Annotated in this window: 10 protein-coding genes; 1 reads left to right on the forward strand and 9 read right to left on the reverse strand. The window is 66.5% G+C overall.

Annotated features, from left to right (window positions below):
- Positions 1-212 precede the first annotated feature (212 nt).
- The 3 genes from KF759_RS03250 to KF759_RS03260 all read right to left on the reverse strand — a co-directional run bounded on the left by KF759_RS03250 (position 213) and on the right by KF759_RS03260 (position 4,326).
- Positions 213-2,360, reverse strand: coding sequence for an FG-GAP-like repeat-containing protein (locus tag KF759_RS03250; RefSeq protein ID WP_291222969.1), 2,148 nt, complete (start codon positions 2,358-2,360; stop codon positions 213-215).
- 51 nt (positions 2,361-2,411) lie between these two features.
- Positions 2,412-3,242, reverse strand: coding sequence for a 16S rRNA (adenine(1518)-N(6)/adenine(1519)-N(6))-dimethyltransferase RsmA (gene rsmA, locus KF759_RS03255; RefSeq protein WP_291222970.1), 831 nt, complete (start codon positions 3,240-3,242; stop codon positions 2,412-2,414).
- 79 nt (positions 3,243-3,321) lie between these two features.
- Positions 3,322-4,326 (reverse strand): putative sulfate exporter family transporter, encoded by a 1,005-nt coding sequence (locus tag KF759_RS03260; RefSeq protein ID WP_291222971.1) that lies wholly within the window; start codon positions 4,324-4,326, stop codon positions 3,322-3,324.
- 94 nt (positions 4,327-4,420) lie between these two features.
- On the opposite strand from KF759_RS03260, the gene KF759_RS03265 reads away from it, so the two are divergent.
- The gene (locus KF759_RS03265; RefSeq protein ID WP_291222972.1) at positions 4,421-5,296 is read left to right on the forward strand and encodes a LysR family transcriptional regulator; all 876 of its coding nucleotides are present in this window, start codon (positions 4,421-4,423) and stop codon (positions 5,294-5,296) included.
- Here the strand turns inward: KF759_RS03265 and pdxA are convergent.
- From pdxA to KF759_RS03295, 6 genes are all read right to left on the reverse strand, one after another.
- Positions 5,286-6,326: a 4-hydroxythreonine-4-phosphate dehydrogenase PdxA gene (gene pdxA / locus KF759_RS03270; RefSeq protein ID WP_291222973.1), complete on the reverse strand. Its 1,041-nt coding sequence runs from the start codon at positions 6,324-6,326 to the stop codon at positions 5,286-5,288. The two genes, KF759_RS03265 and pdxA, sit on opposite strands and share 11 nt — an antisense overlap.
- A 17-nt stretch (positions 6,327-6,343) precedes the next feature.
- The gene (locus KF759_RS03275; RefSeq protein ID WP_345777416.1) at positions 6,344-7,684 is read right to left on the reverse strand and encodes a peptidylprolyl isomerase; all 1,341 of its coding nucleotides are present in this window, start codon (positions 7,682-7,684) and stop codon (positions 6,344-6,346) included.
- 50 nt (positions 7,685-7,734) lie between these two features.
- Complete coding sequence (gene lptD / locus KF759_RS03280) at positions 7,735-10,080, reverse strand: LPS assembly protein LptD (RefSeq protein WP_291222974.1); 2,346 nt, start codon at positions 10,078-10,080, stop codon at positions 7,735-7,737.
- 67 nt (positions 10,081-10,147) lie between these two features.
- Entirely contained in the window at positions 10,148-11,065 is a 918-nt protein-coding gene (locus tag KF759_RS03285) for a histone deacetylase family protein (RefSeq protein WP_291223109.1), read from the reverse strand.
- 41 nt (positions 11,066-11,106) lie between these two features.
- Positions 11,107-11,664, reverse strand: a complete 558-nt coding sequence (locus KF759_RS03290; RefSeq protein WP_291222975.1) for a cob(I)yrinic acid a,c-diamide adenosyltransferase — start codon at positions 11,662-11,664, stop codon at positions 11,107-11,109.
- Between the two features lie 75 nt (positions 11,665-11,739).
- The gene (locus KF759_RS03295) at positions 11,740-12,411 is read right to left on the reverse strand and encodes a hypothetical protein (RefSeq protein WP_291222976.1); all 672 of its coding nucleotides are present in this window, start codon (positions 12,409-12,411) and stop codon (positions 11,740-11,742) included.
- Positions 12,412-12,531 lie beyond the last annotated feature (120 nt).

Consider the following 12,531-nt stretch of genomic DNA (forward strand, 5'->3'; position numbering starts at 1 on the left):
TGCCGTGATTGGCGATGGTGATGCGGTAGGCGAAGGCGTAGCGGTTCTCGTGCGGAGCCGACTGGTCGTCGAGAAAGCGCGTGTCGACCGAAATCGAAATGTCGTAGGGTTTCTTGCTGCTCATGGTCACGGATTTTCAGCGACTGGCGCGTCGCCGGCAAGCCATGGCCTGTGGTTCGCGCGCCGGCGGCAGGCCGACGCGCCCGGTGCGGTTACGGGGATTCGAACGTATCGAAGAAGATGCGGTCGAGCAGGCGCAGCTTGAACCGGTACAGCGCAAGATCGCTTGTCGCCGCCACGCTCCAGTCCGAATGGACGCTGCCTGCCAACGCGATCTGGTTGCCCAAGGCCACCTGGCCGCCCATGTAGTCGGTCGATGCGGCCATCTGGCCGTCGTTGCCATCCACGAGGACCAGCCGATCGGCCGATGAAACCAGCAGTTGGTGGATGTCGCCATCCAGGGCCGTGATCGCCCGAACCGGTGCAGGCAATGTCCAGGAACGCAGATACGCCCGTGTGCGTGCGTCGTAGAACGTGATGGCACCGCCTTCCAGGAACACGGCGATCTCCGGGCCGGCGATGCCATGCTCAATGAAGCTGGCACCGTCGTTGGTGGCTGCAAGCACCCAGTCGAGCAGCAGGGTCTGGCTGTTGTACGCGCGCAGGCTTCCGGGCAGCACCGCGATCATTTCGACACCGGCACCGCCACCTGGGGTGGGCCCGAGCAGGACGGTATTGATTTGGGTAAAGCCGGTGCCCATCGGCGGCGAATTCCACAGCAGGTGTCCATCGACGCCCGAAAATACCGATAGCAATGCACCCGAGGCACCGGTTGAATATGGGGCAGTGGCGGCAACGAAATCGAGCGTGCCATCTGCGTCGAAGTCGAGCAATTGGAAATCCACGAGATTGCGGGAGTCCATGGGGCGGATTGTGGAATAGTCTCCGATCTGCAGTTTGACCGACATGTCAGAGCCATCAAGCACGAGCAAGCGGCCACCTCCACTCGATGTTCCGCCGATCACGATGTCGGCGCCGGGCGCGCCGTCGTGGGCGATCGGCCGAATTCGGCTTGTGGTCATGTTGAACGCTTCATTTGCATTGTAGGATGGCGGGCTCTGCCAACGAACCGCGCCGCTCTGCAGGTCGAGCACTTGCTTGTCGTGCGTGAACCCGCTGTCCATTCGGGTGCCCGCCATCACTTCCAGCCGGCCATCGCCGTCGAGGTCGCCGATGCTGGTCGTGTACAGTGGACTGGAACCGGGTGCGTAGTTCCATTTGGATTCGCCGCTGCGCCCGTCGGCGACGTCGAGCAGGCGACCGTTGTAGGTCGAACCTGAGGCAAATGCGATTTCTGGTATGCCGTCGCCGTCGAGATCGCCTCCGGCAATCGCGCGGACGCTGTAGCCCTGGTTCGGGATCTCGAAGCGTTGCTGATGCGTGGTGGCATCGATGGCGTGCACGGCACCCCATTGGCCGTCGCCGATCAGGATCACATCGCGCGCATTCGGGTCTGCGTCCAGATGGGCGGTTGCAAGCGCGCCAATGTCGATATTCGTGCTGCCGCCCCACAATGGCGACCACGGGCTGGCGCGGAAGATCGTGTATTGGTACCAGCCCTGTGCCGCCACCCAATGTGTCGTGCCGTCGTCGCCGAGTGCGCCGGTTGCGAGCCTCGTGCCAAAACCGTCGATGTATTGCCAGTCCACCGCGCGCGTCGCGCCGTCGAGCACGACGCCGGGCACGGCGCCGGCGATGATGATCTCCAGCGCCGGGTCAGCGTCGAGCTGCGCGAGCGCCAGATCCGTGCCGCCGGATCCTGCCGCAACCCACAGGGCCTGGCCATCAGCCAGCGAATAGGCGCGCAGGTCCGAATCGGAGAGGATCAGCAAGTCGTCGCTGCCATTGCCGTCCACGTCGCCAATGGCCGCGGCCCTTGCGTTGGTGATGACATTGAACTGACGGGCTTGTGCCAGCGGCCAGCCGCTGAAATCGCGTACGGTTCCGTTGGCTCCCACCGTCAGCACATGCGTGGAGCCATTGCTCATCCAGCCCAGCGCACGCACGTTTCCACCATCGTCGGGCAGCGGCGTCGCCTGCTTGAAGCCGAACGAACCATCGGCCTTGCGGCCGAGCGTCATGAGGATCGACGATTGGGTCTCGCCCGCGAAGACCAGGTCGGCGATGCCATCGCCATCGGGGTCGACGACTGCGAAGCGTCCGCCGGCGACACCCGTCAAGGTCGTCACGTCATGGCCGAGCTCGAGCCAATGCGGGAATGTCGGCGGGCTGCCGCCGGATGCGATCGGGCATGCGCATGTGCTTGCCGTGGCCGCGAGGATCCATGCATGAAACTTCATTTCCTTCTCCTTCGGGGTTCAATTCCGTTCCGGCGAGTTTACGGCATCGGGTTACGGTCGGAACGTGATCGGCGTGGCAGGGGGGCGCTCCTGCGCGTGGCGACGGGCCAGCGCGACGAACGCGGCCGGCGCAAGTTGCTCGGCGCGCTGCTGCGGATCGACACCCGCCTTGCGGATCGCGTCGACATCGAGCAGGTTGCGCAGCGCGTTGGCGAGCGTCTTGCGGCGTTGGCCGAAGGCGGCGCGCACGACGTTCGCAAGCACCGGCGCATCGACGTCGGGGCGCTCCGAAGGCGGTCGCGGCACCAACCGCACCACCGCCGAATCGACCTTGGGTGGTGGCCGGAACGCCTGCGGCGGCACGTGCAGCAGTGGCTCGACGCGGCAGGTCAGTTGCAGCATCACCGACAGCCGCCCATAGACCTTGCTACCCGGAGCGGCGGCCATGCGCTCGACCACTTCCTGTTGCAGCATGAAGTGCATGTCGGTGATCGCGTCGATGTGATCCAGGCAATGGAACAGGATCGGCGAGGAAATGTTGTATGGCAGGTTGCCGACCACGCGCAGGCGCTTGCCTTGCGCCAGCGCCGTGAAGGCGACACCGAGCACGTCGGCATTGATGATGCTGAGTTCGCCGACACCTTGCGCCGCGTGTTGGAGTCGCGGAACCAGGTCGCGATCGAGCTCGATCACGGTCAGGCGGCCCAGTGCGCGCAGCAGCGGCAGGGTGAGCGCGCCATCGCCGGGTCCGATCTCGACGACGCTGTCATCGGCGCGCGGCGCAATCGCGCGCACGATCGCCTCGATGATGCGGGCGTCGTGGAGAAAGTGCTGGCCGAACTGTTTCTTGTGCAGGTGGCGCGGGGTGGCGGCGTGCGGCATCGGCACATGGTAGTGGAACGACCACGCTCTGCGTCGCCGCCATCGGCGCTGCGGACCGCTGTCGGGGCGCTGGCCGCAGTCAGCCGGTGCCGATCACGAAGTGCAGCATCCAGTAGCCGCCGATCGTGAGCCAGCCAAACAGCGCGGTGGCCAGCAGCAGCGGCCTGGGGCCGAGCGCGCGCAGGCGCGCAAGGCGCGTCTCCAGTCCCAGCGCGCCCATTGCCATGGCCAGCAGCAGGGTATCCAGATCGAGCAGGCGCGCACGCACCTGCGCCGGCAGCTCCACCAGCGAGTTGAACAGACAGACTGCCAGAAAACCCAGGGCAAACCACGGCACCGTGACCGCGCCGCCACCCCCTTCGGCGTGCCGCGCCTGCCAGGCGCCCAGCACGAACAGGAAGGGCACCAGCAGCAGCACGCGCGTGAGCTTGACGATGATGGCCGTGTCGGCCGCCGTCGGATCGATGGCGCTGCCGGCCGCGACCACCTGTGCCACTTCATGCACGGTCGCGCCGGTGTAGATGCCGTAGTGAATGGGCGACAGTGCCAGCCAGTGCGCGAGCTGCGGGTAGAGGAAGATGTCGAGCGTTCCGAACAGCACGACGCCGGCGACCGCGATGGCGACCTTGTCGGGCGCCGACTTGAGCAGTCGTTCGGCGGCCAGCACCGCGGCGGCGCCGCAGATCGCGCTGCCACACGCGGTCAGCAGGCTGGTGTCACGATCCAGCGCGAACCAGCGCTGCCCGATCCACAGGCCCAGCGCGAGCGTGCTGGTGACGATGAGCACGTCCAGCAGCAGGGCGCCGGGTCCCACGGCGGTGATCTGCTGGAAACTGATGCGCAGCCCGTACAGGATGATGCCGGCACGCAGGAGGCTGCGTTGGGCGTAGCCGACGCCCGGCGCCAGCGCCGGCGGCAGGCGTGCGCCGGCGAGGTTGCCGACCAGCATGCCGAGCACGATTGCGACCGTGAGCGCAGACAGTTGCAGGCGGGCGAGCGCGGGCAGGGCGGCCAGCAGCAACCCGCCCAGGCCCAGTGCAAGGGCGAGCGCCAGACCCGGGAGACGGGCACCAAACACAGTCATGGCGATTCACGCAGTCGAAGTCGGGCCGGCATTCTGGCCTGATGGGGCATATCAATATAATCAATTGTCATTATGCTGGTTATAAGGACTCGTGATGATCGCGATCAGCCCGCGCCAACTCGAGGTGTTTGCCGCAATCGCGGCCGCTGGCAGCGTGCGTGCCGCCGCCGGGCAACTGGGCCTGACGCAACCGGCGGCGAGCATGGCGCTGGCCGAACTCGAGCGCCTGCTGGGTGCGCCGCTGTTCGATCGCCGCCAGCGTCGCCTCCATCTCAATGAACAGGGGCGGGCATTGCTGCCGCGGGCCCGCGAGATCGTCGAGCGACTGCGTGAGCTGGGCGGGCCCGGTGATGATGAGGCCGCTGGCGCGCTCGCGCTGGGCGCGAGCAACACCATCGGCAACTACCTCGTCGGCGATCTGCTGGGCAGCTTCATCGGTGCCCATCCGGCCGTGCGGTTGCGGCTGCGCGTGGCCAATACCGCCGAGATCATCGCCGGCCTGCTCGACTTCAGCCTCGATGTCGGTTGCATCGAAGGTCCGGCCGGGAGCGAGGACATCGAGTCGATCGCCTGGCGCGAGGACGAGCTGCGCGTGTGCGTGCGAGCCGATCATGTGCTGGCCAGACGCAAGCGCCTGCGCGCCGACGACCTGCGCGGCCAGCGCTGGATCCTGCGTGAACCCGGCTCGGCCACGCGAACCCTGTTCGAGCAGAGCAGCCGAGCGGTGCTCGGCCCGGTCGAGGTCACGCTGGAACTGGGACAGAGTGAAGCGATCAAGCAGGCCGTGATCGCCGGCCTGGGCGTGGGCTGCCTGCCCGCGGTGGCGATAGGCGATGCGCTGGTCACTGGTCGGCTCGTCGCCCTCCACACGCCCTTCCTCGACCTGCGCCGCACGCTGACGCTGGTGGTCCATCGCAAGCGCTATCGCGGCGCACTGCTGCGCGCCTTCATCGAAGGGATCACGCGTTGATGGTCGGCTGTCTGCGTGCCGCCAGCTCGAGTGCCAGCCGCGTTGCCGCCAGCAGGCTGCCCGGATCGGCGCGCCCGCTGCCGGCGAGGTCCAGCGCGGTGCCGTGGTCGACCGAAGTGCGCACATAAGGCAGGCCGAGCGTGACATTGACGGCATGACCGAAGCCCGCGTACTTGAGCACGGGCAGGCCCTGATCGTGATACATCGCCAGCACCGCATCGAGATGTGCGAGTCGATGCGGCACGAAGGCGGTATCCGCCGGCAAGGGACCATCGAGATGCATGCCTTCGCCGCGCAGGACATCGATCACGGGTGCGATCACCTCGATTTCCTCACGTCCCATGTGGCCGCTCTCTCCGGCATGTGGATTGAGGCCGAGCACGCCGATGTGTGGTGCGGGGAGCGCGAAGCGCGTACGCAGATCGCGGTCGAGGATGCGCAGCGTGCGCGTGAGCGAGGCCCTCGTGATTGCGGTCGGCACCGCCGACAGCGGCAGATGGGTGGTGGCGAGCGCTACGCGCAGCGGCGCCGCGTCGGCGCGCTCGGCTGCCAGCATCATCACCACCTCGCAGCTGGCGCGTGCGGCGAAGAATTCGGTGTGGCCAGTGAAGGCGATGCCGGCATCGTTGATGATGCCCTTGTGCACGGGCGCGGTGACGAGCGCATCGAACTCGCCGTTGGCGGCGCCATCGGCGGCGCGCGCCAGTGCGGTGAGCACGTGACTCGCGTTGCACACGTCGAGTTGGCCGGGCACGACCGGTGCGGCAAGCGGGATTGGCACTACGCGCAGCGTGTGCGCTGCGCGCGCTGCAGACCGGACTTGCGGTTTCCATGCTTCGAGCACGAGCGGCACGCCGAGTGTGCGCGCAGCATGTTCGAGCAAGGTCGGATCGGTGATTGCGACGAGATCGGCGGAAATGTCGCTCGCGGCCAGTCGTACGATGAGTTCGGCGCCGACGCCCGCGGGCTCGCCCGCCGTGAGCGCGAGCCGCGGCAGGGTCGGGGCCGCGCGCTCGGCAAAGGTCGGCATGGTGCTCCGGCGGTGACTCAGGGCGCGGCGGGCGCTGGCGTTTCGCTGCCGGGCAGGCGGATTTCGACGTAGGCCTCGCTGCGCAACTGGCGCAGGAAGCTCATGTATTCCTCTTCGGCCTTGCGCTGGAAGATCATGTTCTTGGCTTCGTTGCGCTGCATTTCACCGGCCTTGTCGGCCTGGCGCGTGTCGATCAACTTGAGCAGGTGCCAGCCCGGAGGCACTTCGAAGGCTTCCGACAGCTCGCCCTTCTTGAGCTTGTCGATCACCGCCTGTGCCTGCGGACCATAGGCATTTGCCGGCGACCAGCCCATGTCGCCGCCCAGGCGCGCGGTTTCGGTTTCCTGCGAGCTTTCGGTGGCGGCCTTGGCGAAGTCCTCGCCGTCGACGATGCGCTTGCGGATCGCATCGATCTGCTGCTTGGCCTGCTCGCTGGATACCAGTTCGCTGGTCTTGATGAGGATGTGCTGCAAGTGATACTCGGTGACGAGCTGGGCGCCCGAGTCGCGCTTGCCGACCAGTTTGACGATGTGGAAGCCGTTGGGTCCGCGCAGCGGATCGGTGATCTGGCCGTCCTGCAGTTTGTCGGCGGCCTCGACCAGTGCGGGCGGCAGTTCGTTGACGCCGCGCCAGCCGAGGTCGCCGCCCTGCAGCGCGTCTTCGGCATTGGAGTAGCGGATCGCGGCAGCGGCGAAATCCATGCCGTCGCGCACTTCGCGCACCACGTTCTCGGCCTTGGCGCGGGTGGCATCGACCTGTTCGGGCGAAGCGCCTTCCGGAAGGTTGATGACGATGTGGGCGACATGCAACTGCTCGGTGCGCACGCGGCCATTCTTGATCAGGCTGTCGATCTCGGCGTCGCTGACCTGGGCGCGTGACTGGCCGATCTGCTGGCGCAATTGCTGCACCAGCAGCTGGTCGCGGATGGTGTTGCGGAACTGACCATAGTCGAGGCCCTGGCTCTGCACCGCGCCGCGCAGTTGGCTGATGTCCATGTGGTTCTGCTGCGCGATCTGCGTGAGTGAATGGTCGATCTGCGCATCGGACACCTTGATGCCCGAGTCATTGGCACGCGCGACCTGCAGCTTCTGCAGCACGAGGCGGTCGAGCATCTGCTTCTCGAGCACGTCCCGTGGTGGCAGCTGGCCCGGATTGTTGGCGAACTGCGCCTGCACCTGGGTGAGCTGACGGTCGAGCTCGCTGCGCAGGATGACGTCGTCGTTGACGACCGCGACGATGCCATCGAGCGGCTGCACGCTCTGCGCATGCGCGAGCGGGGCCAGAAACGCCGCGGTGCCAGCGGCCAGGAATGCCAACAGGAAATGCTTCATCTGGGAGATCCGGGAAAGTCGATGCAGGGTTCAAGGCCCCGGGCGGGGCCGGCGACGCGGCGCGATCTGGCCGCAAGTCATTGATAACCTAGGATAGCACGGCGCAGGAACGAGTCCGTCTTCTGTCCGACCGCGCCCAATCCCTTGAGTTCGATCTCGAAGTACAGGGCGTTGTCGCTCTCGCCCTGCGCGTTGCGCACCCAGTGTCGTGCGAGCAGGCGCCAGGTCACGCAGCAGGTATCGCGCTCGATGCCGATGAAGCTCTCGAGGGTGCGGCCGTCCTTGCCGTGCCGGTCGCCGGGCAGGGCGAGCGGATTGTTGAGCGCATAGTTGTGCCGACCCACGAGGCGCCAGCCCTCGGCGAGCGGAATCGCCGCGCTGAGGTCGACCTGCTCGAGAAAGTCGCGGCGGAAACGGTAGGAAAAGTTGACCAGACCGCCATTGCCGAAGCGGGTCTGCACACCCAGGGTCGACAGGTCGGTGTGGTGCGAATTCGGGTTCCACTGCTGGGCAAGCACGACACGCCAGCGGTCGGACAGATGCAGGTCGATCTCGCCGGCCCAGGCCGAGCCGCCGAAGTCGGTCTGCGGCCGGCCGGGCATCTGCACGCGTTGGTCATCGAAATAGCGGATGTTGCCGAGGCTTGCCGAAACGCGCTCGGTGCCGGTCGCATCCTCGAGCATGCGCGTGGTCAGTGCGAGCGTCAGGTTGTTGGCGTCCATCTGGCGGTCGGCGCCGACAAAGCGGTTGCTGCGGAACATCTGGCCAAAGGTGAACGGCACTTCCTGGGTGTCGAAGATCGGCAAATCGTCCTGATTGCGGTAGGGCACGCGCAGGTAGTAGGCGCGCGGTTCCAGCGTCTGCGTCCAGGCCGCGTCGCCCCAGTGAAGGTCACGCTCGAACACCAGGCCGCTGTCGATGCTGAGCACCGGCACGCCGCGGTCGGGATCGCGCCGCGTGAGCAGCGGGTTGCCGCTCTGCGCGAGGTCGTCGAGCCGGTAGCTGGTATAGCGGTAGCCGATCTGCGGCCGGATGAACCAGCCCGCGTGCTCGATCGGCAAGCCCAAGTGCGGAAACACGTCGAATCGTTGGCCGGTGAGGCCGCGGTCGCGGTCGAAGGCGACGAATTCGGCATCGAGGCCGCCTTCGAACAGGCTTGCCGACTTGTCGAGATTGAGCGTTGCGCGCGGCAGGCGGCGATAGGGCTCGTAAACGCCAGAAAGCGTCGGGTCGGTGACCTGGTATTGGTCGCCGCCGACACGCAGCTTCCACCATTCACCCTCGCCGGCGAGGTAGGCACTCGAAGGCAGCAGACTGATTGCGCTCGAATACAGGCCGCGACCGAAATCCTCGAAGTAGTGGTCGTCGGAGACGCGGTTGAGATTGATGCTCGCGCTCCAACCCGGGGCGATCGAGGTCTGGTTGTCCCACTTGTACCACCAGCGCCGGTCGGGAACCTTGGCGCCGTCCAGACGTTCGTCGTCGGCGCGGTTGTCGTGGCCGATGAACTGCGCATCAAACTGACCGCGACTGCTGTCGGTCAAGTAGCGAAACTGGCCGCCGAGCATCAGGCCGCGCTCACTCATTACGCGCGGCGTGAGCGTGGCGTCGAAATTGGGCGCGAGGTTGAGGTAGATCGGTTGCGCGTAGTCGAAGCCGCGGCGGGAGCCGAAGCCGATCTCGGGATAGAGCAGGCCCGACACGCGGCGATCATCGAGCGGAAAGCGCAAGTACGGGAACCAGAACACCGGCACGTTGTGGATGCGCAAGGTCACGTCACGGGCACGGCCCACGCCTTCGGCACGGTCGAGATCGAGCTCACGTGCGGCGAAGGCCCATTGCTGCTGCCCAGGATTGCAGGTCGAGTAGCTTGCGCCCTTGAGCGTGGCGTGATCGGCATCGTGCGCCACAGCGACCTGGGCGATGCCGTTGCCGCGCGCCTGGATCAACTGGTAGCGCACGCCCTCGAGCGTGCAGGTTTCCAGTTCGGTATTGCCGCGCGCATGGTCGGCTGACAGCAGCAAGCTGCGATCCTGATAGGTGAGCGGGCCCTGCGCCTCGAAATCGGTGGTTTCGCTGTCGTAAGTGATCTTCTGCGCGTGCAGGAACAAGTCGAGCTGGCGCAACTGTGCCTTGCCTTCGAGCGTGTAATGGGCCTTGTCGCTCGACTCGACCTTGAGCGCACTGATCACGCGCTCGGCGGCCTTGCGATCGCCCTCGATCGGCAGGTTCGGCACGTAAAAGTCGAGCAGGTCATTCTTGCCGCACATGCCCCAGTCGAGCGGCTTCTTGGCGCACTTGAGCACGCCCAATTCGCAGGATTTGGCCGCGTCATCGGCCGCATGCGCGGCGCCGGGCAGGGCGAGGAGGATCGCCAGCGCGAGGCAGTGCCGCGGCAGGCAGGAAGCGGATTGGCGGGGCACGGCTGGGTCGCATTGGAAACCAAGGGTGCTAGCTTGCCCAAACCGCGCGCGCGCGGCAAACACCCGCTCAGGTCGCGAGCGCGGCGAGGTGGGCGGCGACGCTGGCGCGCAGTGCGCCGAGGTGGTAGCCGCCTTCGAGCGAGGAGACGATGCGTCCTCTGGCATGGCGCTGCGCGAGCGTGACCAGTTCGCGGGTGATCCAGCCGTAGTCCTCCTCGACCAGATCGAGATTGGCGAGTGGATCGAGCCGGTGCGCGTCGAAGCCGGCCGAGATCATCACGAGCTGCGGCGCAAACGCGTCCAGCGCGGGCAGGATGACCTGCGTGCAGGCGGCGCGGAATTGCACCGACCCTGCATCCGGCGGCAGCGGCAGGTTGACGATGTTGCCGACGCCGGTGTCGCTGCGCGCACCCGTACCCGGATAGAGCGGCTCCTGATGCGTGGAGGCATACAGCACACGCGGTTCGTTCCAGAAGATGTCCTGGGTGCCATTGCCGTGATGAACATCGAAGTCGACGATGGCGACGCGTTCGATTGCGTGGGCGGACAGCGCATGGGCGGCACCGACCGCGATGTTGTTGAACAGGCAGAAGCCCATCGCGGTGTCGCTGTTGGCGTGGTGGCCGGGTGGCCGCACCGCGCAGAATGCGCGCGGCGCGCCGTCGCCGCATGCGCCATCGACCGCCGCACAGACGGCACCAGCGGCACGCAGTGCCGCCTCGGTCGAACCCGGCGACATCAAGGTGTCGGCATCGAGCATGCGCCAGTAGTGCCGCGGACCGTGTTCGAGGATGTTGTCGATCAGGCGACGCGTGTGTACGCGCGCGAGTTGCGTGCGACTCGCACGCGGCGCTGGCAGACGTTCGAGGGCAGGCAGCGCGCAATCGTCCACGCCTTCCAGCACCGCAGCCAGGCGCGCCGCCGCTTCCGGGTGGCCCGGACCGGGATCGTGGTCGAAACAGGCCTCATGCGTGTACAACGCCACGCGCGTGCCGGCAGTCGGAGCCGCACGGGCGCGCGTCTGGCTCACGTCCGTTTGCGGCGCTCGTGATGCCAGAGCACTTCGCCGTGGCCGCTGGCGCGTGCGAGCACGCGCGCGAGCACGAACAACAAATCCGAGAGGCGATTGAGATAACGCTGCGGTTGCGCACGCACGTTCTCGCTGCGTGCGAGGGTCACCAGCTCACGTTCGGCGCGCCGGCAGATCGTGCGCGCCAGGTGACAATGCGCGGCGGCGAGGCCGCCACCGGGCAGGATGAATTCCTTGAGCGGAGGCAAGCCGTCATTGAAACGGTCGAGCACCTGCTCAAGGCGCTCGATGTCGGCGTCCCTGACCGTCTCCATGCCCGGAATGCACAGCTCGCCGCCGAGATCGAACAGATCGTGCTGGATCTGGGTGAGCGTCTCGCGCACCTCATCGCTGATATCGCAGGCGAGCACGAGGCCGAGCGCGCTGTTGAGCTCGTCGACCGTGCCGTAGGCGCTCACGCGCACGCTGTCCTTGCCCACCCGCGATCCGTCACCGAGGCCCGTGCTGCCATCGTCGCCCGTGCGTGTGTAGATTTTCGACAGGCGATTACCCACGACAATACGGCTCCAGAACGGTCGGAAGATGCAGCATTGCGGCGAATTGTGCGTCGCGATGCGCTGGCGGCGAAATCAGCGGTGCTGCGCGCTGCCTGCCATTGTCGGCTGTGCACGTACGGCGAGTACGACTGCCGCATGCAGCGCCGCGGCAACCGCAAGGTAGGCGAGCGTCGAGCGGGTGAAGATCCAGTACCAGTCGCTGAAGTTCCTGAACCAGCCAGCGAAGCTGCGCACGGCGCCGTTGTTCATCCAGGTGTCACTCAGCCAGTAGTAGCTGGTGTCGGAAATCAGGAAGCACAGTCCGATTGCGATCACGGCGCTCACCGCAAGCAGGCCCAGTTCGCGCGCATGCAGCCCGCGATAGTGACTGCGCAGCCAGGCACCACCGAGCCACAGCACGGCATAGGACGGCAGCAGGAACCAGTAGGCCGGCGACACGCAGTAGTGGCTCCAGAACGCAATGCCCTGCGCGCTGATCACGACCCAGTCGATCAGCACGGCCAGCACCATCAACGCGAGGAATGATCCGGCCGCGCTGCCTGCGCGCAGCAGGCCGAAAAGGCGCTGGCCGCCGGCCGCGGCGAAATAGAAGCCGGCGATGAAGAACACCGCCCACGAAGCATCCGGCAGCGGCGCGAGATGGTCACGCATCAGCGACGAGCGCGTGGCAATCATCACCAGGGCGAGCACGGCGAAGATGCCGTAGCGCCAGGGCGAGCCGGAACGGGAGCGTGCGTCGTTCATGGTGGTGTGTCCGCGTGAGCCAGTGGAGCAAGGCCGTCAGTTTAGGACTTCGCTGAACAAGTCTCCAGCCGTCATTCCAGTGGCGACCAACTGCCGAAGGGCCGGTCAAGCTGGAATCCA

Origin of the sequence: Dokdonella sp., assembly GCF_019634815.1 — a bacterium.
Lineage (GTDB): Bacteria > Pseudomonadota > Gammaproteobacteria > Xanthomonadales > Rhodanobacteraceae > Dokdonella_A.